19 protein-coding genes are annotated in these 23,026 nt (G+C 47.0%); 8 read left to right on the top strand and 11 right to left on the bottom strand.

Annotated elements, in window-relative coordinates; genetic code table 11:
- Positions 1-198 precede the first annotated feature (198 nt).
- The 7 genes from ACWVCM_RS09710 to ACWVCM_RS09680 form a co-directional block, all read right to left on the bottom strand.
- Positions 199-594 carry an acyl-CoA thioesterase gene (locus ACWVCM_RS09710; RefSeq protein ID WP_455201545.1) on the bottom strand — a complete coding sequence of 132 codons (396 nt, stop codon included), beginning with the start codon at positions 592-594 and terminating at the stop codon, positions 199-201.
- Complete coding sequence (locus tag ACWVCM_RS09705; RefSeq protein WP_455201544.1) at positions 591-2,405, bottom strand: AMP-dependent synthetase/ligase; 1,815 nt, start codon at positions 2,403-2,405, stop codon at positions 591-593. Before ACWVCM_RS09705 ends, ACWVCM_RS09710 begins: the two co-directional genes overlap by 4 nt.
- On the bottom strand, positions 2,395-4,470 hold the full coding sequence (locus tag ACWVCM_RS09700; RefSeq protein WP_455201543.1) for a 3-hydroxyacyl-CoA dehydrogenase NAD-binding domain-containing protein: 2,076 nt from the start codon (positions 4,468-4,470) through the stop codon (positions 2,395-2,397). The genes ACWVCM_RS09705 and ACWVCM_RS09700 overlap by 11 nt, the downstream gene beginning before the upstream one ends.
- A gap of 3 nt (positions 4,471-4,473) precedes the next feature.
- Complete coding sequence (locus ACWVCM_RS09695; RefSeq protein ID WP_455201542.1) at positions 4,474-5,790, bottom strand: acetyl-CoA C-acetyltransferase; 1,317 nt, start codon at positions 5,788-5,790, stop codon at positions 4,474-4,476.
- A complete protein-coding gene (locus ACWVCM_RS09690) occupies positions 5,791-8,268 on the bottom strand; it encodes an acyl-CoA dehydrogenase (RefSeq protein ID WP_455201541.1) in 2,478 nt (825 codons plus the stop codon).
- Positions 8,269-8,287: 19 nt separating this feature from the next.
- Positions 8,288-9,256 carry a hypothetical protein gene (locus ACWVCM_RS09685; protein WP_455201540.1) on the bottom strand — a complete coding sequence of 323 codons (969 nt, stop codon included), beginning with the start codon at positions 9,254-9,256 and terminating at the stop codon, positions 8,288-8,290.
- Between the two features lie 290 nt (positions 9,257-9,546).
- Positions 9,547-10,272 carry a hypothetical protein gene (locus ACWVCM_RS09680; RefSeq protein ID WP_455201539.1) on the bottom strand — a complete coding sequence of 242 codons (726 nt, stop codon included), beginning with the start codon at positions 10,270-10,272 and terminating at the stop codon, positions 9,547-9,549.
- A 123-nt stretch (positions 10,273-10,395) separates the two neighbouring features.
- On the opposite strand from ACWVCM_RS09680, the gene ACWVCM_RS09675 reads away from it, so the two are divergent.
- A complete protein-coding gene (locus ACWVCM_RS09675; RefSeq protein ID WP_455201538.1) occupies positions 10,396-10,788 on the top strand; it encodes a hypothetical protein in 393 nt (130 codons plus the stop codon).
- A 62-nt stretch (positions 10,789-10,850) separates the two neighbouring features.
- Here the strand turns inward: ACWVCM_RS09675 and ACWVCM_RS09670 are convergent, their stop codons facing one another.
- The 4 genes from ACWVCM_RS09670 to ACWVCM_RS09655 form a co-directional block, all read right to left on the bottom strand.
- A complete protein-coding gene (locus tag ACWVCM_RS09670) occupies positions 10,851-11,735 on the bottom strand; it encodes a phosphoribulokinase (protein WP_455201537.1) in 885 nt (294 codons plus the stop codon).
- Positions 11,736-12,048: 313 nt separating this feature from the next.
- The gene (locus ACWVCM_RS09665; RefSeq protein ID WP_455201536.1) at positions 12,049-12,525 is read right to left on the bottom strand and encodes a DUF494 family protein; all 477 of its coding nucleotides are present in this window, start codon (positions 12,523-12,525) and stop codon (positions 12,049-12,051) included.
- Between the two features lie 19 nt (positions 12,526-12,544).
- Entirely contained in the window at positions 12,545-13,714 is a 1,170-nt protein-coding gene (gene dprA / locus ACWVCM_RS09660) for a DNA-processing protein DprA (protein ID WP_455201535.1), read from the bottom strand.
- A gap of 300 nt (positions 13,715-14,014) precedes the next feature.
- Positions 14,015-15,055: a LysM peptidoglycan-binding domain-containing protein gene (locus tag ACWVCM_RS09655; protein ID WP_455201534.1), complete on the bottom strand. Its 1,041-nt coding sequence runs from the start codon at positions 15,053-15,055 to the stop codon at positions 14,015-14,017.
- 440 nt (positions 15,056-15,495) lie between these two features.
- Between ACWVCM_RS09655 and def the strand changes: the two genes are divergently transcribed.
- The 7 genes from def to ACWVCM_RS09620 all read left to right on the top strand — a co-directional run.
- Positions 15,496-15,999, top strand: coding sequence for a peptide deformylase (def, locus tag ACWVCM_RS09650; protein WP_455201533.1), 504 nt, complete (start codon positions 15,496-15,498; stop codon positions 15,997-15,999).
- Positions 16,000-16,113: 114 nt separating this feature from the next.
- Entirely contained in the window at positions 16,114-17,055 is a 942-nt protein-coding gene (gene fmt / locus ACWVCM_RS09645) for a methionyl-tRNA formyltransferase (protein ID WP_455201532.1), read from the top strand.
- 25 nt (positions 17,056-17,080) lie between these two features.
- On the top strand, positions 17,081-18,379 hold the full coding sequence (gene rsmB / locus ACWVCM_RS09640) for a 16S rRNA (cytosine(967)-C(5))-methyltransferase RsmB (protein WP_455201531.1): 1,299 nt from the start codon (positions 17,081-17,083) through the stop codon (positions 18,377-18,379).
- 14 nt (positions 18,380-18,393) lie between these two features.
- Entirely contained in the window at positions 18,394-18,978 is a 585-nt protein-coding gene (locus tag ACWVCM_RS09635) for a DUF4390 domain-containing protein (RefSeq protein ID WP_455201530.1), read from the top strand.
- Between the two features lie 25 nt (positions 18,979-19,003).
- Positions 19,004-21,223, top strand: a complete 2,220-nt coding sequence (locus ACWVCM_RS09630; protein WP_455201529.1) for an ATP-binding protein — start codon at positions 19,004-19,006, stop codon at positions 21,221-21,223.
- Between the two features lie 42 nt (positions 21,224-21,265).
- Positions 21,266-22,639: a sigma-54-dependent transcriptional regulator gene (locus tag ACWVCM_RS09625; protein WP_455201528.1), complete on the top strand. Its 1,374-nt coding sequence runs from the start codon at positions 21,266-21,268 to the stop codon at positions 22,637-22,639.
- 178 nt (positions 22,640-22,817) lie between these two features.
- The coding region (locus ACWVCM_RS09620; RefSeq protein WP_455201527.1) for an NAD-binding protein at positions 22,818-23,026 on the top strand (209 nt) is incomplete at its 3' end.

The raw sequence follows: 23,026 nt of genomic DNA, 5'->3' as shown, positions 1-23,026 counted from the left end.
GTTAAACCGCATCACTACCAGGGCATTGTGACCGCCCGGGTAAGAGCAAACTATTTTTATCGCAACATTGTACCTACTTTGTGGCCAGGTTTCAGCTGTTTGGGACTGGTGAATGAAATAAATCGATGTTCTGCACTGCACTAAGAGCATTAAAGGAATCGAAAAATTTCGCCTGTTAAGGAGTATGGATTGTTGTGATTATTGATTTATTGGTCGGGGCTTCCTGTCCTGGTCCACCGCAACGTAGGTGAGGGTGGCCTCAGTGACCTTGATGCATTCGGTCCTTACAGGGTAACGCTCGGCAAATACTTCCACAAATACAGTGATAGAGGTATTGCCAACTTTTTCCACGTTTGCATAACAACTAATCAGGTCACCGACAAATACTGGTTTGTGAAACTGGAAGGAATTGACTGCGACTGTAACTACGCGGCTTTGCGTTCGTCGGCTAGCCGCAATTGCGCCGGCAAGGTCCACTTGAGACATGATCCAGCCTCCAAAAATATCGCCTGCCGCGTTGGTGTCCCTGGGATGCGCCGGCAAGCGCATGGTGGGTTGGCGGTCTGGTAGCTGCACATGTTCATCTGTGCTCATACAGGTTGATGACCTTCGTATAATTGCTCGATCTGTTGTTCGAAGTGTTTGTTAATTAGGTGGCGCTTCAGTTTCATGGTGGGCGTAATCAATCCGTTTTCAATTGACCATGGCTCAAGGCTCAAGGTTATGCGGCGAATTTTTGCATAACCAGGAAATTCGAATATCAATTCATCTATTTTTTTCTGAATTGCGTCTATGACCGTTTTATTTTGCAAAGATTTCGCACTGGGTTCAACGTCAAGGGACCTGGCGAGCTCTATCCAGTGTTCCCTGTTTAAAACAATGATGGCACTTAAATAAGGACAGCCTTCACCGATTACCATCACCTGTTCGAACAGGTTGTCCATAGTGATGGCAAGCTCCATATCTGCCGGAGGTACTTTTTTACCATTTGAGAGCACAATAATTTCTTTCAAACGCCCGGTAATATAAATCCAGTTGTTTTCAATGCGTGCCTTGTCGCCAGTATGTAACCAGCCATCATCATCGATGATTTCTTTAGTCGCCTGAGGATTATTCCAATAGCCCAGCATATTGCATTCACTGCGTACTAATAGCTCATCATCCTCTCCAATTTTGGTTTCAATGCCTTGCAACGCTTCACCGACACTGGCCGGATCATTGTTTTCAATTTTGTTTACGCTGATTACCGGGCTGGTTTCAGTGAGACCGTAACCCTGGACCAGGTTTAAGCCAAGGCCAACAAAAATCCTGGCGACTTCTTGCGATAGTGGTGCACCGCCGCAAATTGCCAGACGCATGCGGCCTCCCAGTTTAGCCATAATTTTATTGGCTACCAGGGCCTTCATTAATGGCCATAACAGGTAAGTATTGTCGGGATGTTGAAATCGGTGCCAGCCCAGTTCCACGGCTTTGTGGAATAAGTTGCGCGCAAATTCTGATTTTGATTCAAGTTGCGTTGTTATTTTTCCATAGACTCGTTCATAGATACGAGGCACAGAAACCAGGATAGTGGGTTGAATGGTTATCAGGTCTTCTGCCAGATCCTGGACTGAACGTGCAAACGCCATCGTGGCGCCGCACATCATGGGAATGTAGTAGCCAGCAGTGCGTTCCAATGTGTGGGAGAGCGGCAAAAACGACAGGAACACATCTTCGCGATATACGTTGATACTTTCAATGCCGAGGTAGGCATTGAGTAGTATATTGTGATGGCTCAGCATGACTCCCTTTGGTCGGCCCGTGGTACCCGATGTATAAACGATCGTTGCCAGGTCATTGCGGTCAGCACGATAGGTTTGTAATTCGGGTTGTTGATTCTCGTAGGTTTGAATGGAGTTCTCGATCCAGCTGTTAAAGTCCATCAAGCGTGTATAGTTAGCGGTGTTATCGCAGATATCTAAGGTAAGAATTCTTACGAGCCCGCCCATCTGTGAGGATATTGTTGTCAACGAGTCCAGGTCATCCTGTCCGTCAATTAACAGTACCTTTATTCCTGCGTCCTGTAATACATAGGCCGTATTATCGACACGGTCGTTGGTGTATAGCGGCACCACAACAAGACCAAGACCAAGCGCGGCCTGTTCAAACTGAATCCACTCTGGGCAATTGCGCAACATAATCGCTACGCGATCGCCGGGTTGCAAACCATCGCCGGCTAACGCCGCCTGTATCTGGGCGACGCGGTTGGCGGTTTGTTGCCAGGTAATGTCCTCCCAGCTTTGGCTGTCGCGATTGAAATAGCGGTAAGCAATATTTTCAGGCGTGCGCCTGGTGCGTTCGCGCAGCAGTCCGCCCAATGTTCCTACTCGTTCGGCTTGAATTACATCCAGTGTACTAGAGCTCATTACTAGCATAATCTCTCACCACACTTAGTTGTGGTTCTTTGTTTGAATTCCATCCGGTATCAGGTTTAAACCGGGCGCCATATTTTTCTTCCAGTTCGACCAGGCGCCTGTATAACTTGTCTGCACCTTGCTGGTCGCGGTAATGCATGGGACCACCGCGAAACGGCGCAAATCCTGTTCCAAAAATTATTCCGGCGTCTAGCAGATCTTTATCAGCGACAACGCCTTCTCGTAAACAGGCGACTGCTTCGTTGATAAAGCGTAACATCAGGCGATCCTGTATGTCTGCTGGGCGGTAATCCGTTTTTGCTGACCGGGTATCCACGGGTTTACCATTTTTATAATGGTAAAATCCTCGGTTGCTTTTACGACCCAGGTGACCATCGTTGACCAGCGTCTTCAAGCGTTGCGGGATGTCGCCACTGGTGGTTCCAGATAGATTTTCCGCCACCGAAAGACAAATATCCAGCCCAACAGTATCTGCCAGTAAAATTGGTCCCATGGGCATGCCGAAGTCAGTGGCTGATGCATCAATGGCTGGCGCGCTGATACCTTCTGCTTCTATTACTACTGATTCGATAAGATAGGGCATTAATACCCGATTCACCAGAAAACCCGGTGAACTTTTAACCGGTAGTGGTAAACGATTTATGTGGCGGGTAAAGGATGCCGCTTTGTCGAGCGCCTCCTGCTGGGTATTATCGGCACTGACTATTTCTACCAACTGCATCATGGCAACGGGATTGAAAAAGTGTACACCCACCAGCCTGCCGGGTTCATTTAATGCTTCACCGAGTTCTTCCAGGGGTATGCTGGAAGTGTTGGTGGCAAGCAGGGCGTCAGGTTTTATTTTCGGTTCAATGTCGCGAAACAGGGCGTGCTTGGCGTCCTTGTCTTCAAAGATGGCTTCGATAATGACATCCGCATGTGGTAAACCCAGGCCATTCATGTCGGGAACCAGGCGATCCAGGGCCGCCTGCACCAGGGTTCGATCTTTCAGCTTCCTTTTGTATAATTTGTTGGCGCTTTTAATGACGCGCGCAATATTTTTTTCCTGGCGATCCTGCAAGGTAACCTGAAAGCCCTGCAAAGCACACCAGGCGGCAATATCTCCGCCCATGACACCGGCGCCGATGACATGTATGCGCCTGGGCGAAAATAATTTCTTATCACCAATCGATTTAAGTCTGGTTTGTAAAAAGAATACCCGGATTAAGTTCTGTGCAGTGTCGCCGACAACCAGGCTGGATAGTGAGTCTTCTTCAGCCTTTAGCATGCGATTGCGACTGCCGGCGTATTTTTCCCAGATATCTATTAAAGCGTAAGGTGCCGGATAATGTTTTTTATTCGCTTTTTTAGCCACCTGTTTGCGCAGGTAACGGGCAAGTAGAGGCCGCAGCAACGCGCTATTAGTCAGTGATTTCCAGCCTTTTAGTTTTTTCTGAGGCGGTTTGGTAATAATAGTATCAACAGCGGCTTTACGTAGATGACGTTCCGCGACAAGGTAGTCGACCATGCCCATTTTTTTCGCGGCTCGTGCACTTATTGCGCGACCGCTGAGCATGACGTCCATTGCTGCCGGCGCGCCAATAAGCAGTGGCAATCGCATGGCGCCGCCAAATCCCGGATGGATACCCAGTTTAATTTCAGGTAAGCCTAGCTTTGTTCCTGGATCATTTAACGCAATACGATAACGACAGGCGAGTGCCAGTTCATAGCCACCACCCATACAGAAGCCGTGAATTAGACAAACGGTGGGGAAACGCAGTTTTTCAATGCGATTAAAGATACCCTGGCCATGCCGAATAAATTCTGCGGCCTGTTCCGTTGTTTTAGCCTGGGCAATCGTGTTGATATCCGCGCCTGCAATGAAGCCATTTTTTTTAGCTGACAGGATCACCAGGCCACGACTAGTACTGTCTTCAAGCTCGCTAACAATTTCTGCCAGTTCATCCAGCATTTCCCTGGACAGTGAATTTGTGGATTCACCTGCCTTATCGGCATGTAGCCAGGTAATGCGGTCGTCGTCAGTTTCTAGTCGCCAGTGCTGATATGTGTTTGCCATGGTTTACTCCGCGGCTGTTTCGGTTGATCGTTCTACCAACATAGCGCCGCCTTGACCGCCACCGATGCAAAGACTGGCGATACCGCGATTGGCATTATTTCTTTCCAGTACATGTAACAGATGTAAAACGATACGCGCACCACTGGCGCCTACCGGGTGACCGATACTGACGCCACCACCGTCAACATTGAGTTTGTCCTGATCCAGTTCTCCGAAACTGCCACGAAGATGCAGTTCGTCACGACAGTACTTGCTGTCTTTCCAGGCTTCGATGTTAGCTAATACCTGCGCGGCAAAGGCTTCGTTAATTTCCCAGTAGTCGATATCTTCCAGCTTGAACTTGTTTCTCTTCATTAGGGGAGTCATGGCGTGCACCGGTCCCAGCCCCATTTGTGCCGGGTCCAGTCCGGCCCATTCGCTGTCAGTAATTTTGCCCAGTACGGGTAAGTCATATTTTTTTACGATTGTTTCGTTGGCCAGCACTAACCATGCGGCACCATCGGTAACCTGTGCACTGTTACCGGCAGTTACATTGCCAAACGGGCGGTCGAACACCGGGGCTAATTTTGCGAGTTTTTCCATGTCGCTGTCTCGGCGCAGGCCGTCGTCATCCTGATAAAAGTTACCATCTGTATCGTAGATGGTTTCAATTTCATTTAAATAACCCAGGTCAATGGCGTTGGCCAGTCGTTGGTGGCTGCGAACGGCGTAACTATCCATTGCATCACGATCGATACCGAAACGGTGCGCAATAATCTCGGCGGTTTGTCCCATGGAAAGTCCGACTACTGGGTCAGTCAGTCCACGTAGCAATCCAATGATGGGTTTCAGGTACGCTGGTTTTAACTGGCCCAGCGTTTTTACGCGTGCGCTTATAGTTTTTGCCTTCGCCCATTGCGCCAACCAGGCAACCATGGAGCTGGCTAAAAGTACCGGCGCGTGGCTCATGGCCTCTACTCCGCCAGCGAGTACCAGGCTGGAGCGTCCTATGGCAATATTCTGTGCAGCACTGTCCAATGCCTGTAAACCGGACGCGCAATTACGTTGCACGGTCCACGCGGGCATTTGTTGGTCGCAGCCCAGACGCAAAGCGGCAACGCGCGCGATATTCGCCTCATCAGGTCCGGGCATGACACAGCCCAAAATCACTTCGTCAATGGCGGATGCGTCAAAAGGCATGCGAGCAAGCAGTGGTCTGGCCGTTGAAACAGCAAGATTAGCCGCGCTAAACGGTCCTGGTTTACCTTTCGCTTTAAGAAATGGTGAACGGCTGCCGTCAACTATATACACTTCGTGCATTTGTTTTCGTTTTTGCGCCATCTATGCAGACTCCTTTGCGATATAACTCTGCGCCTGTTTTGCAAGTTCCGCAGGATCAAAATCGTCAACCTTCAGGGCTTCGCTCTGCGCATCATCTGCCTTGCGCAATGTTTCGGCTTCTGACGCATCCAGCAGCTTTTTCTCCAGGGCCTGATCAATCTGTTGGCTACGTTGGTAGGCCGTAATGTCTCCTGATTTTAGCGCAGCTTGTAATTTTTTCTCTGCCGGAACTGCATCAATAACACTTTGCATGGCAAATTCCAATCGGCCAATGGGCTCTTTGGTTTTACTTTGATCATCAGTGGGTAAAAATATACCTTGCGTTAAGCGTTCGCGAGCAGCCATTGGCGTTAACAGAATATTGGCTACCTGTTGACCCAATGAGTCGCTGGGGCCGGTGAAGCACTTACCCAGAGGAAACACCATGCGGCGCAGCAACCATGCCACAGGCCGGTTCGGAAAATTGATCAGGAAGCGGTCCAGGCTTTGTTGCATGACTCGAAGCGAGTATTCGCACCACCACTGTAGTAACGGAAAGTCTTCAGCGTGTTGTCCCTGATCGTGGTAGCGTTTTAATACGGCGGATGTTAAATATAAATGGCTGAGGATATCGGCTAACCGTCCGGATAATTTTTCTTTACGCTTCAGGTCGCCACCCAGGGTTAACATTGCTACATCGCTAACAAAGGCAAAAGCAGAAGAAAATCGAGTTAATTGTTTATAGTAGTAAGCACTGTTATCGGAAGCGGGGGCTCTCACCAGGCGAGCCCTGGTTAAACCCAGCCATAAGCTTCGTAATGCATTGCTGATGGTAAATCCAATGTGCCCGAAGAAGGCGCGATCAAAATCGTGGGAGGCTTGTTCCAGATTACCGTTTTTTGCTGCTTCCATCTCTTTTAATACATAGGGATGACAGCGGATGGCACCCTGGCCGTAAATAATCAGACTGCGGGTGAGTATGTTAGCACCCTCGACAGTGATACTGATCGGTATCGATTGATAGACGCGGCCCAATACGTTGCGTGGGCCCATACAGATACCACTACCGCCGTGAATATCCATAGCGTCATTAACCACGGTGCGCATGGCTTCTGTAAGATTATATTTAACAATGGCGGAAACCACTGATGGGCTTTCATCATTGTCGATAGCCGAAGCGGTCAGGGTACGTGCTGCATCCATCATGTAAGCTGTTCCACCGATACGGGCCAGTGCTTCAGCGACACCTTCAAATTTACCAATGGGTGTTTTGAACTGTTTGCGTACCCTTGAATAGGCGCCGGTAACACGACTTACCAGTTTGCCTGCGCCGGTGCTTAAAGCGGGTAAAGAAATTGAGCGGCCTGCTGCCAGGCATTCCATGAGCATACGCCAGCCCTGGCCGGCGCATTCCTGGCCGCCGATAATCCAGTCCATGGGGATGAAAACATCTTTGCCGCTGTTGGGCCCATTTTGGAACGCACTGTTGAGCGGAAAGTGACGGTTACCGATTTCAACGCCTGGCGTATCTGTGGGAATAAGCGCGCAGGTGATTCCCAGTTCTTCTTTGTCACCCAACAGGTGATCAGGGTCGTAGAGTTTAAATGCTAATCCCAATACTGTCGCAACCGGCCCCAGGGTGATATAGCGTTTTTCCCAGTTGAGCCGAATACCCAGTACGTCTTTTTCGCCATTGAATTCCGCTTTGCAGACGATACCAGTATCGGTCATTGCGGCGGCATCACTACCTGCTTCCGGTGATGTCAGTGCAAAGCAAGGTACTTCTTCGCCTTTCGCCAGACGATTCAGGTAGTGTTCTTTCTGTTCGTCGGTGCCATAACGCATCAATAGTTCTGCCGGGCCCAGTGAGTTGGGCACCATAATAGTCACTGCCGCAGTGATTGAGCGGCCGGCCACCTTCATCACGACGCTTGAGTGGGCCAACGCGGAAAACTCCAGGCCCCCAAAACGTTTGGGGATGATCATGCCAAAGAAGCCATTGTCTTTTAGAAATTGCCAGACCTCAGGTGGTAAATCGTAATCATGTTGAGTAATTTTCCAGTCGTCGATAAGTCTGCAGAGTTCTTCAACCGGTCCATCAATAAACGCCTGTTCTTCTTCGCTGAGCTTGCTGGTCTGAGTATTGAGTAGCGAATGCCAGTGCGGTTTGCCACTGAACAGTTCACCGTCCCACCAGACATTACCGGCCTCCAGTGCTTCACGTTCGGTTTGAGACATGCTGGGCATGATGTTGCGGAAAATTGCCAATACACGATCGCTAACAATTAAACGACGCCACGGCGTTACATTGAGAGGAACCGCGATGGCTAAAAAGCCCATCCAGGCTAGCGCCTGGAAAAAAACCGGTGCTTTACTGAACTCTTGCCAAAATAACATGGCGATAGCGAATATGATGCTGCTGATTAACAGCGGTGTGCGAAAATAAAACAGGGTCCACAGGACCGCCGTGAAAAAGAATGTCCAGAGTATAGCGCTCATAACACCTGCCTTTCTTTTGCTAGTTAGCTTTGCCTGCAGATTGTTGTCCGGCGTCAACCGGGATCTCAGCATCAATGATTTCGTCGTTAGTTAAGCTATTAGAGTCTGAATCCTTGCTCGTGGTTTCAGAAACTGGCCCTTCAAATTGTTCTGTATCGCAGATTTCAATGTTTGGCGCCGGGATAAAACAGTCGTGTTCATCATTACAAATGACGCCATCCTGGTCCCAGGGCAGTTGACGATACACTGCGAGGTCGTTAAGACCGAGCAGAGGGTACTTTATAATTTCAAAATAGGGAGAGTAGTCAAAATCGCGTGGTGTATAAAGTCGGGTATTGCGTTTGAATAAACGCAGTCCTGAGTTGGTTTTGTGTACCACAGGCAGAATCGGAAAATGCACGGCGCTAAATGCGTTGGCAATCATGGTGGAGCAAACGGTGCGGGTTGAATCGCCGGCGTTGTGCTCAAATAAACTGGAACGCCAACGTCGTGGCACAATACTGTAAGGGAGTAGAAAGCGTCCCAGGTCGAGCAGTTGTCTAACGTCGTAGCCAAGTCCCAAATGTCTGGTTGCATCCTTAATGGTTTTTTGCGCATCTTGTGGCGACAGGCCAGAAGGTCGGCAAATGCGTAAATGTTCTTTGGCGTACTTGCTCAGTGGTTTAACCACCGTACCTTCACCTAACAGGGGTTCGATAATGAGTTGGTCTGCCGGGTCACCGTCATATAACCAGCTGATATGTTCGCGAACATTGGTGTCTTCAATATCAACCAACCTGCCAACGTAGAGCGCCGAATGTGTCCAGACACTTTGGGTGATGGTTTTGATCACTTCGCTGACCCTGGATCGTCCTTCGACCAGCAGCACATCGCAGGGACGTATCTCAAAACTCAGGCGCTCGAAATCACATGGCGCGACACCAGTCGGCTCTTTTTCGTGAGTCAGCCAGTGGATAAATTTGTCACTTAACCATTTGATCGGTTGCATGTTTTCGATACCAGATATGCTGGTTTTTTGTTCGTTTATTTTTAATAAAAACCACTCTATTAACTATAGTTAGCGGCCAAAGTCTTTTCAGTCTGTCATCAAAAATCGTAAATTTTTACTGTTTCCGGTTTCAATATCAGTCAATTTGATTATTTTTTAACAATTTGCAAAAAGTAGCTGTTCCTGGAATTACATCGTTACAGCCATGGATATATGTTGGGCCGGCGCCTCTAAATATTAGACCGGCCTTATCACATTAAATTGCAGGAAATCAGATGTTCAGATAAGAATCACTGGTTTCGGGCGTAAACAGCTTCTTTCACGTTCACTACGGTGGCGTAGTCTTTGTGACCCCGGAACCGAACCGTTTGGACGTGGTAATTGTTACCGCGAGGCGCAATGAGCTTGAGCGTACAGTCACTGCAGTCCAGCAGGCAGGAAGTAAAAACGCGCTGATCTTTACAAAAGTATTGAATTTTTGTGTTGGGTTGTTGCTCTATTCGGTTAAAGTCCTTGATGCTCATACCGGCGACAATGCGATTGAGAAACAGGGCGTTCACCACGGGGTATGGTTTGGTTTTTAAGCTGGACACGTCATCTTCTATGTGGCGTTTTAAAGATTTCACTACAATTAACTGGTCCCCTTTACCTTGCATGTAATGGGTATATTTCGGCGTCAGGAGTGTTGCCGCGCAGTGCTGACAGGTTTCATTGCAGCGATCGACAGTCTGCCCGTCACACCAATATACTGTGTTGTAGCGATTAGGTCCGTGTGGGAATGTTTTGGTAGCGATCATGGCTTCCAGCAGGTTCATGCCCACCACGACTTCGCCAGCTACTATTTCATTGTAGTAATGGGTTTTTAAGGTGGGCGTTTCTTTGGCAGCCGGTTGATTGGCGCTAAAATTCTTTTCCAGAAATTTGTCTTTCTGTAGTTTATCTTCGTAGGCAGGGTTTGTGGTATTGCATGCGGTTAACAATGTAACCAGAATCAGGATTGTAATTTTGCTAAACATGATAAATTCCATTTTGCCAACGCAATAAATTAGAATCGTACAATTATCGGCGTTATGATTGGTATTGTTTAGTTAAATCCATCACAGTTACTGCAAAACAGGCATAAAAACAGGGTTTATTCAATGTTAGCTGATACGGTGATTGCCGCAAGTATTACCTACCTGATCATGTTGGCTGCTTTTTACTGGCACCGTTTTAGAAAGTTTCATATACCTGTAATGGTGTCAGTGATGATTTTCGATTTGCTGATGCCTTTTTATTTGTATGCCAATCGAGACTGGAAAACCCGGCTCATTGACCACGGCGATATTTTATCCTTCCTGGTTTGGACGCATTTTGGTTTGTTGATTGCGCTGTTTGTACTCTATGTCATACAAATTGCGGCAGGCCGAAAATTACTTGCTGCAGATATGACAGCACGTAATGAGCATAAGAATGTGGCGAAAGGGATATTGCTGGTGAGAGCGCTGGTTATATTAAGTGGCGCGTTGCTGGTACAACCAGAAGCAAGTTAAAAGCTGAAATAGTTGCGGAAAGAGAAATCGTCTGGATTTCTCTTTCCGCTAAAGCCATCAAATCAGGCTTTCTTTTTCTTTTCGATAAGTTCGTGAATAAGCGGCGTTAAGATTACTTCCATTGCAAAACCCATTTTACCACCTGGTACCACGATAGTGTTGGGGCGAGACATGAAAGAATCGTGGATCATGTTCAACAAATATGGAAAGTCCACATTAAACTGCTTGGGATCACGAAAACGAATAACAATAAAACTCTCATCAGGCGTTGGAATGTCACGCGCAATGAACGGATTCGATGTATCGACTGTTGGTACACGTTGGAAGTTAACGTCAGTTCGTGAAAACTGCGGAGTAATGTAGTGCACGTAATCGGACATACGACGCAAGATGGTGTCGACGATAGCCTCTGCAGAATAGCCGCGTTGTGCGTTGTCACGGTGAATTTTTTGAATCCACTCGAGGTTAACGATGGGTACGACACCAATGAGCAAGTCGACCAGTTCGGCGACATTGGCACTTTCAGTTTTAACACCGCCATGTAAGCCTTCGTAAAATAACAGGTCAGTATCTTTTGGAATGTCTTCCCAGGGGGTGAATTGACCAGGTCCAAGATTAAGGCTCTTGTATGGCTCGGCTTCTTCTTCGCTATGCAGGTAGTAGCGGCGTTTGCACATACCGTTTTCTGCATATTCTGCAAAGGTTTCCTGGAGCTTCTCGAATATGTTGGCTTCTGGTCCAAAATGACTGATGGTTTTGCCTTCTTCGGCAAATTTTGCGATGACCTCTTTCATTTCCTGGCGGTCATAGGCGTGATAGCTGTCGCCCTCGATAACAGCAGGCACTAGTGATTCACGACGGAAAATGTGCTCAAAAGCATTTTTAACCGTGGTTGTTCCAGCCCCGGAAGATCCAGTAACGGCAATAATTGGATGTTTTACAGACATTTGAAAAGTCTCCTAAAAAGTTGCTTCGAATTCTGGTACTTGTAATTTTTTGATTATTATTATGTTGTTTGTGTTTGTTTCGCTAGCGCGTTGCTATTTCGGCGTTGGTTTCTGGTCTGGATATTTTGAAAACCAGCAAATGGTGTACGCGCCTTATCTGACCGGGTTTATGGTCGAACCGCGAATAATAACGGTTTCCGGCACGGGATTAAAGCTGAAATATATTGAGTATTGACTGATTTTGCCCTGCGCCAGAATCGAACGCGAACTGAACAGGATAAAAAGTGCTCGTATATTTTTTAAAAATAAAGGCTTAGTGAAAGTCTTTGGACAGGTTTTCCAGTACCATGTTTTCCATCCAGACGTAGGCTTCATCTGATCCGGATTGATTGAACAACACCATTAAGACAACCCATTTCAATTGAGTTAAGTCGATTTCTTCAGATTCCAGCGCCATGGCACGGTCGATGATATGCTCCCGCCCCGTGGCGTCAATAACGCCCATTTGCTCAAGAAAATGTAAAAATCCCTGGCACTCGACGTTGAGTTTTCTTGCCTCTTCAGCGTGGTAGGTTCGAATAGCATTGGTTGAATTGGAATTAGTTACGGTTTCGTTTTGCAGGCGCACCAGGCCTTCCAGCCAGTCAAAGGCCTTGGAAATGTGGTTTTTACCAAAACCTGCATCATGGAGTAATGCCTTCAATTCTTCAGGATCGGTCTGGTTGGCACTGTCGTCATCAATGTAGTTTTCAAACAGATACATCAACACGTCAAATACGCTTTGTTTCATTAAAACATCCTTTTGTGGCTCATAAGCGTGAATAGAGTCCGCCACTGGATTTGACGAGTCCACTCAATTCCAGCTCCACCAGCATGGAGGAAATAGACTCCGGCGTCAATTGAGATCTTTGAACCAGGGTATCAATGGATACGGGTTCAAATTCAATAAATTCCATAAGTTCCTGTTTTTGAGGATCCAGGGGTGCGGCGTGCTTGTCAGATAACTTATTATTATTAAAAGGATTGTTGGATTTATTAACGATCCTGGACCGTCGCATTTTTTCAATCAGGGGGGCTAATTCCTGCAATATATCGTCACCGGTTTCTACCAGCTTGGCTCCCTGGCGTAGTAAATGGTGGCAACCGCGTGCGAGGGGATTGTGGATAGAGCCTGGTATGGCAAACACTTCCCGTCCTTGTTCCATGGCTTGTCGGGCGGTGATTAATGATCCACTTTGAATGGCTGCTTCCACTACCAGCGTGCCAACGCTTAAACCGCTGATTATGCGATTACGGCGTGGAAAATTGTGCGCTATTGGCTGAGTGCCAATAGCGTATTCGGATAATAACAAACCCTGTAACGAAATCTGTTCTGCCAGGGCTTTGTTTTTGGCGGGGTATACCCTGTCCAGGCCGGTACCCGCAACGGCGACCGTGAGTTCCGAACCCGCCAAAGCGCCACGATGACTGTGAGTATCAATACCAGTGGCCATACCGCTGGTAATGATGAGACCTGCCTGAGATAAATGACGGGCAAATTCGAAGGCTGTTTCCTGACCATAATGGCTGGGATTACGACTACCCACCATCGCGAGCTGTGGAAACTGTAAAATTTCAGGATCTCCTTGCGCATACAATACGACGGGTGGATCCGCGATTTCCCGCAATAAATCCGGATACCAGGAGGACACCACAGGCATCACATGGCAATTGTCCTGTTCTACCCAGTTCAGGTCTTTCTCGATAGCGGCCCAATCGGGATCCACCAGTGACTGTCGAGTGGGTTCGGGTAACGTCAGATGTGCAAACAGTTGTTTTTGTTGTTCACCGAGTAATTCTAATGGGTGTACGTTGTGTTCTGCCAGCATGGCAAGCTTGGCGGGACCAAATCCTGTAGCATGGTGTAGAACCAGCCATTTTTTCAGCTCTTCCTGGGTGATGTCGTGATGAGCGACGATGGGTAACGCGAATTGATTCAATGTGGTTCTCTATTATTACGCTGTTAAATTATTATTTTTGTTATACGGTCGCGCCAGCTTAAACCCGGCAGCCTGTAAAAACGTATCAGGCTGTTGCTGTAAAATAATACCGGTTAGCGGAGGATAAAGAAATAGTAAATATTATTGACTATTAATGAGAGACTATACCCGCTTTAGTCTGTAAAACGGGCAATAAAAAAACGCATTGCCCAAATAAACAATGCGTTTTTAAAAATGCTGCCTTTCCTGTGTCGCTGTTTTTTTAAGGCATCAATATTAAAGAATATTAAAAGTTAGCGGTCAGGGGTTTCGAACAAAGTCATATATCCGCATATCCCTGTCGGATTCCATAACCATGGCATAGCTCACCAGATCGAAAGACTGGATCACCATGACAATGCCAGCGCGTACATCCGGCAGTGTCACTACCTCGGTTTTTTTGTTGAGGGGATCCAGTACTTTGGCACCAGACTGAAATACTGCCAGCACATGCCCAGTTTCGATACCGTCACTTTCACCTTTGTTAAGAACCACGGTCTGGTATTGACCAATTCGAGCGACACCGTCTACAACATCGATGATCTGCCCGGAGACCGGATTTTCTGGTGGGTGAGGAATGAAGGTCTGGTCGAAACCGAAATCGCGTTTTGGCAATAAACGATCGCCAATCATTACTTCCCGATTCGAATTTGTGACAACTAATGTAGATGGATCTCCAAATGCTTCAACTTTGGCATCAGCCACATGAATGGCTTCATAACCGAGGATATCACCCGGTTTGGCTCCTTCATTGCGGTAAGGATCGCCAATACGGATTATCGTATATTCCGCTTCACTCCCTGCCACAAGACCGCGAGCAAACACCGTGTCGCCTTTTCCAGCAATCAATCGACCTTCTTGCGCGGCAACGATATAAGCAGCGCTATTTATTTCTCTTTCTGAAAGCACCTGTGGGTGTCCCAGAAACTGCTCAATGGCAGTCAAAGGAATGGTGGAAATAGGCGTATCCACGCGAGTGGCACGTACTTTGGGAGAAATCTTCACGGTGGGTTGTCCGCGGTCCACCTTAAGCATGGGGCGGCCCTGCTCATCGTAGACCAGTGAAACTACATCACCGGGATAAATCAGGTGCGGGTTTTTAATTTGCGGATTAAAACTCCACACTTCAGGCCAGCGCCAGGGTGTCTCCAGAAATCGGGCAGAAATATCCCACAAAGTATCGCCTTTCACGACAACATAACGATCGGGGTGATCCGGACGCAACGCAATTTCATCAGCAACGACGATGTTGCCTAACATCATCAAACCGGTAAAACCTAAGAAAAATTTTCTAATCCACATAGTGCTTCTTCAGACCATCCTGTAGTTAGTTAATTTGCAGTGTAGTCGAAACCCTGTACCCGCACCAGCTATACCATATTAATGAAGGACATAGTGGCCATTGTTCACCCAGCATCTTTGTTTTCCATCATCGCCGGATAGAAGGGAAGCATCCCTGCATATTATTCCAAGTAGAGAAATTAGCGGTCCACGATGGAGTAACTTAAGTCTTTGAACTGTCAAATAGGCCAAAGTTTTGGTGATTTGGCGTTATTATGCCCAAGCTTGAGTATTAATCGATCAAATTAGAGCTTGAGTGTCGTCGAACCACGTAACACCTCATCGTTGCATGGGGTACCCCTGGGAAGAATATCTATTCGTGCCTCTCTCAGAATTTAGTATAATATTGTTTAATAAACTGAATTTTTTAAGATTTTTTTGAATATTTTGACAGACTTCACATGGCGATACTGAACGTACTTCATTACCCGGATCCTCGGCTCCGCAAAAAAGCGCTGGCTGTAGAAAAAGTAGACAGCGAGGTTAAACAACTGGTCGACGATATGTTTGAAACCATGTATCAGGCGCCCGGCATAGGTTTGGCTGCGACCCAGGCTAATGTGCAAAAGCGCGTTATTGTCATCGACATTTCTGAAGATAAATCCAACCCTCTCTGTTTTATCAATCCGGAAATTCTGTCCAGTGACGGCGCAGAAGAAATGGAAGAAGGCTGTCTATCGGTACCTGGTATTTATGAAAAAGTTAAAAGAGCGGAACGTATTAAAGTCCGCGCCCTGAACCGGGAGGGTGAGACCTTTGAAATGCAAGCTGATGGATTGCTTTCCGTTTGCATTCAGCACGAGATGGATCATCTGGAAGGTAAGCTGTTTGTTGATTACCTGTCCGAGTTAAAACGTCAGCGTATACGTAAAAAACTGGACAAGCTACGTCAAAAAACATTGTAACTGGGCGATGCGTGTACTTTCGGGACGCCTGTATTTCCTGAAATGACAAATTAATAGCCGTTTTTCGTTTATCGTTTCAAATATAACACTCATTTAAACAAGGTTGTCGAGAGCATGGCGAAGACGCTTAACATTATATTTGCGGGTACGCCGGAATTCGCAGCAGTAAGCCTTGAAGCCCTAATTCAATCGCATCACTCTATTTGTGCTGTATACACACAGCCTGATCGTCCTGCTGGACGCGGACGGAAACTGAAACCTGGCCCAGTCAAACAACTGGCTTTGCAGCATGAACTACCGGTTTTACAACCGGTGTCATTAAAAGATCCAGATGCTCAACAGCAATTGGCCTCATTTGAAGCTGATCTAATGGTGGTTGTGGCTTATGGTCTATTATTGCCGCCTGCCGTTTTGCAAACACCAAGATTAGGTTGCATTAATGTGCATGCATCGATACTACCGCGTTGGCGTGGCGCGGCACCCATACAACGATCAATTCTGGCCGGTGATACAGAAACCGGTGTCACTATCATGCAAATGGACGTTGGCCTGGATACCGGAGACATGCTATTAAAAAGAACCACTGCGATCAGCCCAGGTGATACTGCGCAAACTTTGCATGACAGGTTAGCAGAGATTGGTGCCAGGGCGTTGGTTGACACACTGGCGCTCATGGTTGATGGCAAACTGGAAGCAGAAAAACAGGATGACGATCAGGCATGTTATGCCGAAAAACTGCAGAAGACCGAAGCATTGATTAACTGGCAACAGAGTGCCAGTCAAATACATCGACAGATTCGTGCCTTTAATCCATGGCCGGTTGCACAAACAACCGTGGATGAAAATACACTACGAATCTGGAATGCGGAAGTAATACAGGAAACCAGTAATCAGGCTCCGGGTAAGGTTATCGATGAATCCCGGTCGGGTATCATGGTTGCCACTGGCGACGGTGTTTTGCGTATCACTCAATTGCAACTGCCGGGAGGAAAACCTTTAGCGGTTTCCGACTTCATTAACGCCCATAGTATGCAAGGCAAGATATTCGGTTCCTGATGAATGCTAATAGGAAGTTAGCATCATGAATACCCGTGCACTGGCCTCACGAATACTTGTAAATGTTAATATTCAGGGTGCTTCACTAACAGATGCCCTGGCGAAGCATCAATCCTCATTGTCTAATATTAAAGACCAGGGCTTGTTACAGGAATTATGTTTCGGTGTGACACGTTGGTGGTGGCGTCTGGACGCGATCGTCACACTTTTACTGGACAAACCCTTAAAAACCAAAGATAGCGATATAAAACATCTGTTAATGATTGGTTTGTACCAGTTGCAGTATATGCGTGTTCCCGATCACGCGGCAGTGGCCGAAACAGTTGCTGCATGTTTAGCCTTGAAAAAAGCCTGGGCAAAAAATCTGGTCAACGCTATTCTCAGGAACTATCAACGTCGTACTGATCAGATTGCATTGCAGTTAAAAGATGATCCCGTTGCCGAGTACAGTCATCCGCAATGGTTACTGGAGACAATCAAAGCGGCGTGGCCACAACAATGGCAATCGGTATTGCAGGCCAATAATGAAAAACCACCCATGGTGTTGCGGGTAAACTTGCGAAAAATAACACGGACCGCTTATCTTGAGCAATTAATGGCAGCTGGGATGAGTGCAGACGAGCTATGCTTTAGCGAGTCAGGTTTGTCACTGCAAGTTCCGGTATCCGTTGACCAGTTGCCTGGTTTCGCTGACGGGCTGGTATCGGTGCAGGATGCAGCTCCGCAACTTGCTGCATCACTTTTACAAACAGCGCCGAAACAGCGGGTGTTGGATGTTTGTGCCGCACCAGGTGGGAAGACGGCGCATATACTGGAAAGCCAGCCTGATTTGCAGGAACTGGTTGCTATAGATATTGATAGTGAGCGCCTGGATAAAGTTGCTGACAATTTGCAGCGATTAGATTTAAACGCGAAGCTCATTGTTGGTGATGGTCAAGCGCCGGAAACCTGGTGGGATAACAGGGAATTTGATCGTATATTACTGGATGCGCCCTGTTCTGCGACAGGGGTAATACGTCGCCATCCCGATATTAAACAATTGCGCCGAGCTTCTGATATACAACAATTAGTCGATATACAGCAGCATATTTTACGTGCGGTCTGGCCCTTATTGAGATCAGGAGGTATCATTTTATATGCAACTTGCTCGATATTACCCCAGGAAAATGAGCAACAGGTACGCGAATTTCTGGGTGCTTACCCAGACGCAATTACCGTCAAGATACCGGGGGCATGGGGAATCAGTCAGGAATATGGGCGGCAGATTTTACCCGGGCAAAATGGCATGGATGGTTTTTATTACGCATGTATTCAAAAGCAATAAATAATTTTTGCGCAATGACTAAGGCGCGACAGTCAACGTGGCGATTACTATCACGGCGCTGTTTGCTCGTACTGGTTTTATTTTTAGTACCACCAGGCGTGACCCAGGCACAGGGTTTTAAAATTAATCATGCCGAGATCGTGCTGAGCGACAAGGTTTACCATTTAAATGCCAGCCTGGATTTTGATTTTAGTAATGACGTTCTGGAGGCTATTAATAACGGCGTACCATTGGTGCTTGAGCTAATAATTGAAATCATGGAACCCCGTCGGTACTGGTACGATGATGAAGTGGCATCACTGGAGCAGCGCTATCAGCTGCAATTTCATGCGCTGACTGAACAGTATATTGTCACTAATCTTAATAGCGGCGCTCAGTATACCTTTTTTTCACTGAGTGCTGCGGTACAGAAAGTCGGCAACGTGAATAACCTGCCGATTATTGATGAGCAGCTTCTGGAAGATAAAAATAGTGAGAACTATTACGCACGTATACGAACAACTCTGGGTTTCGATAATCTGCCAGTGCCATTGAAACTGGATGCCTGGACATCCAGGAGCTGGTGGTTGGGTACCGATTGGCTAGAGCTGGATTTATAGATATTTAATAGAGCGAGTATAAGCAATGTCGCAAGTGACATTATTACTCAAACGTATTTCAGATAGTTTTTTCCCCGTGCTTGCCATGGGACTGTTTCTTGTATTGTCGCTTACTCTGCTAAGTACGGCAACGCAAAGCTCAGTCCAGTTTGGCCGTTTGCATCTTGTGTTGGTGGTCATCAATGCCCTGGGTGTAATTGTACTGGTTGGGCTTGTCGGTGTTAATTTTATCCGTTTAATACGGAATTATCGTCGTAACGTTGTAGGGTCCCGCTTAACTTCAAGGCTGGTTATTGTATTTGTCATTCTGGCTGTTGCACCGGTGTCGGTAGTCTATTATTTCTCGTTGGGATTTTTGCAGCGCGGTATCGACAGCTGGTTTGATGTGCGTGTGGAAGAGGCGATGGAAGATGCACTGGAGTTAAGTCGGTCATCGCTTGATTTGCGCATTCGTGAACTGCTCAAGCAAACGCGTTTGATGGCGGAAGGATTAATAGATGAATCAGATTCTACAGTGCTATTGACGCTTAATGATCTTCGAAGTGAAAGCAATGCCTACGAACTTACCTTGCTTACCGATGGTGGTCACGTTATCGCGTCCAGCAGTGCGGATACTACCGCGATTATTCCCAGCAAACCTGATGAGGTTATTTTGTCCCAGGTCAGGACCAACGAAAGTTACGCGGGTTTGGCGCCGGTTGGTGATCTTGGGTTGCAAATTCGTGTAGCAGTTGCTGTCGACGCGATAGAGGCGCCCGCCCAACAGCGAGTATTATATGCATTGTATCCTATTGCAGACAGAATCAGTTTGCTGGCGGACAGCGTGCAATCTGCCTATGGGCAACACAAGGAACTGATTTTTCTGCGCGAGCCATTAAAAGACAGTTTTACACTCACTCTGTCGCTGGTTTTGCTGGTCAGTTTACTGACAGCCATATGGGCCGCATTTTTCTCGGCGCAACGCCTGGTAGCACCGGTGAGGGTGCTAGCGGTAGGGACACGCGCAGTTGCGGCGGGTAATTATGATAAAAAATTACCTGTTACCAGTAACGATGAACTGGGTTCACTGGTGCAGTCGTTTTCAGACATGACCAATAAAATTTCCATGGCGCGCGATGAAGCCGAGAAAAGTAAGGAACAGGCAGAGCGTGAACGTGCTTATTTGCGTGCCGTTCTGGGCCGACTTTCATCGGGTGTTATTACCCTGGATCGTGATATGAATGTTCGTGTTGCAAATAGTGCTGCCAGCCAGATCCTGGAAGTTGATATGGATCGTACCATAGGAAGTCATTTGAAAGTGGTTAAGGGTCATAGCAAACATTTGAAAGATTTTGTCGATGTGTTGGCGCGTAACCTGATGCTGGATCAACAGGAATGGCATGAAGAAGTTACCGTCGCTCGAAAAAGGGGCCATAAAATACTGATGTGTCGTGGCGCAATACTGCCATCCGATGAGGCAAACCGCGCAGGTTATGTTGTCGTATTTGATGATGTTACCAACCTGGTGCAAGCACAGCGCGAAGCAGCATGGGGTGAAGTGGCTCGACGTCTGGCGCATGAGATTAAAAACCCGTTAACACCAATTCAATTATCTGCCGAGCGACTGCGACGTAAGTATCTGACACGGATGAAACCGGAAGATGCCGAAGTGTTAGATCGATCGACTCATACTATTGTTGAACAGGTTGAATCTATGAAGGAAATGGTTAAAGCATTTTCAGAATATGCGCGGGTACCCCAATTACAGTTACAGTCGCTGGATATTGAAAACCTGGTTAATGAAGTGCTGGACTTGTATAGAGACGATGAGTCAGACATAAAGTTTGCGGTAGATATTCATAGTGATATACCGCATGTGGAAGCAGATCCGGGCAGGATTAGGCAGTTGTTACACAACCTGATCAAGAACGCTATCGAGTCGACGCGTAAGGGAAAAAACGCGAAAATTTTAATTAGTGCGGAGCATGTCGTGAGTGCAACGCAAGATATGATTGAGCTGCGTGTTACAGATAATGGTCCGGGTATTCCCGAAAATCTGATGGATAATATGTTTGAACCCTATACCAGCACAAAAACGAAAGGTGGTGGCTTGGGGTTGGCGGTAGTGAAGCGAATTGTGGAAGAACATTCAGGTATTGTATTTGCTGAAAACCGTCATGAAGGCGGTGCATGCATCGTGGTTCGCCTGCCGGTATCCAGTCATGGTGCTGGCGATGGTCAACATAACATTATTGCGCAGGCTTAAAGAGTCTGTGCAGAACGAAGTGGCAGTATAGAGAGATAGCACTTGAAACCACACATACTAGTTGTTGATGATGAGCCTGATATCAGGCGATTAGTCCGGGAAATATTAGAGGATGAAGGGTACGCAGTAACCGTCGCTAAAGATGGTGGCTCGGCGCGTGATGCCATCGCGACACGAAAGCCAAATCTTGTTTTGCTGGATATCTGGATGCCTGATGTAGATGGTATTTCATTATTAAAAGAGTTCCTGGAAAAAAACCACCTGCGTTGCCCTGTGATTATGATGTCAGGCCATGGAACTGTCGAAGCCGCGGTGGAATCCACGCGTCTCGGTGCGTTTGATTTTATAGAAAAACCGCTTTCACTGGCCAAGTTGCTGGTGACAGTTGAGCGTGCTCTGGAAAGTGGTGAATCAACAGCGAGTCAAAATGTAACTCACCATGATATTTTGCAACCTGTCGAGATTGTCGGCAAAAGCCAGACCGTAAAAAAATTGATAGAGCAGCTGGATCAGTGTTCCAGGCATGATATTACAGTATTGTTAATTGGTGAACCGGGTGTGGGAAAGACACGTAGCGCACGCTACATTCATTGTAATAGTAGTAGAAGTCAGTCACCTTATGTTGAATTGCGTACTACTAACCTGTCCAGTCGCAGAAATAAATCCGGTATCGAACTGTTATTGGGAGTTGAAAGTTCTTCAAGTTCCAGTAGTGGCTGTCTGGAACAGGCTAATGGCGGTACACTTTATGTTGATGATGTTGCAGAACTTGACGACGAGATGCAGGCGGCACTGTACGGTGCCCTGACTTCTTCGAGTATATATCGTGTCGATGGTGACAGGCCTGTTGAAGTTGATGTGCGCTTTATCCTGGCTACTCGCTACGATCTGCAGCAGGAGGTTCGCGCGGGACGGTTTCGCGAAGACCTGTTTCATTGTGTAAATGCTTATCCTATACGCTTGCCGGCGTTGCGGGACCACAGCGAGGATGTTCCGGAGTTATTGCAGCATTACGTTAGCGTATTTGCAGACAAGGAACGTTTGCCATATAGAAGTTTTTCTGTCGCAGCACAAAACCGTTTACGGCATTATGCGTGGCCGGGTAATGTTCTGGAGCTGGAAAACGTTGTTCGCCGGCTACTCATGATGGATGGTGATGTTACTATTGATATTACGGATGTTGATGAAATGCTGGAGCAAGTTTCCATGGCGCTAGAAGGTAGTCAAAGCGACGCATTGCTTATACCGCAGTTTGAATTACCGTTACGCCAGGCACGCGAACAATTTGAAAAAGCATATCTGGAATATCATCTAAAACAATCTGATGGGAGTGTAGGGAAGGTAGCTAAACTCGCAGGCATGGAGCGCACTCATTTGTATCGTAAGCTGCGTGCGTTGGGTATTGAAACCAAGTAGGAATTTCAGGTTGTTGTAATGCCGGGTGAAAGGTGTATAGTTAGCGCTCATGTTGTTTTGTTAAAAATGAATAACTAACGATCAAGACAAACATGCAAATTCATTCAAATAATTTCCTGACCTTTACCTGTCTCATTCAACTACTGTTTGTAAATAATTACCACAACCATAAACCAATATGAAAATCATTGTGCTTGGAGCAGGGCAAGTAGGATCATCTGTCGCAGAAGTGTTGGCCAAGGAAGCCAATGACATTACGATTGTTGATACTGACGGCAAAAAATTACAGGAGCTGCAGGATCGTATGGATATACGAACCGTTCAGGGGCAGGCTGCTCACCCTGAAGTATTGGGGCGCGCCGGCGGTGAAGATGCGGATATGATTAT

It is taken from the genome of Kaarinaea lacus (assembly GCF_975902315.1).
This window is presented reverse-complemented; position numbering and strand designations above follow the sequence as displayed.

Coding starts and splice junctions, on each gene's coding strand:
- ACWVCM_RS09710 (WP_455201545.1), bottom strand. CDS start 594: ATGAGCACAGATGAACATGTGCAGCTACCAGACCGCCAACCCACCATG.
- ACWVCM_RS09705 (WP_455201544.1), bottom strand. CDS start 2,405: ATGAGCTCTAGTACACTGGATGTAATTCAAGCCGAACGAGTAGGAACA.
- ACWVCM_RS09700 (WP_455201543.1), bottom strand. CDS start 4,470: ATGGCAAACACATATCAGCACTGGCGACTAGAAACTGACGACGACCGC.
- ACWVCM_RS09695 (WP_455201542.1), bottom strand. CDS start 5,790: ATGGCGCAAAAACGAAAACAAATGCACGAAGTGTATATAGTTGACGGC.
- ACWVCM_RS09690 (WP_455201541.1), bottom strand. CDS start 8,268: ATGAGCGCTATACTCTGGACATTCTTTTTCACGGCGGTCCTGTGGACC.
- ACWVCM_RS09685 (WP_455201540.1), bottom strand. CDS start 9,256: ATGCAACCGATCAAATGGTTAAGTGACAAATTTATCCACTGGCTGACT.
- ACWVCM_RS09680 (WP_455201539.1), bottom strand. CDS start 10,272: ATGTTTAGCAAAATTACAATCCTGATTCTGGTTACATTGTTAACCGCA.
- ACWVCM_RS09675 (WP_455201538.1), top strand. CDS start 10,396: ATGTTAGCTGATACGGTGATTGCCGCAAGTATTACCTACCTGATCATG.
- ACWVCM_RS09670 (WP_455201537.1), bottom strand. CDS start 11,735: ATGTCTGTAAAACATCCAATTATTGCCGTTACTGGATCTTCCGGGGCT.
- ACWVCM_RS09665 (WP_455201536.1), bottom strand. CDS start 12,525: ATGAAACAAAGCGTATTTGACGTGTTGATGTATCTGTTTGAAAACTAC.
- ACWVCM_RS09655 (WP_455201534.1), bottom strand. CDS start 15,055: ATGTGGATTAGAAAATTTTTCTTAGGTTTTACCGGTTTGATGATGTTA.
- def (WP_455201533.1), top strand. CDS start 15,496: ATGGCGATACTGAACGTACTTCATTACCCGGATCCTCGGCTCCGCAAA.
- fmt (WP_455201532.1), top strand. CDS start 16,114: ATGGCGAAGACGCTTAACATTATATTTGCGGGTACGCCGGAATTCGCA.
- rsmB (WP_455201531.1), top strand. CDS start 17,081: ATGAATACCCGTGCACTGGCCTCACGAATACTTGTAAATGTTAATATT.
- ACWVCM_RS09635 (WP_455201530.1), top strand. CDS start 18,394: ATGACTAAGGCGCGACAGTCAACGTGGCGATTACTATCACGGCGCTGT.
- ACWVCM_RS09630 (WP_455201529.1), top strand. CDS start 19,004: ATGTCGCAAGTGACATTATTACTCAAACGTATTTCAGATAGTTTTTTC.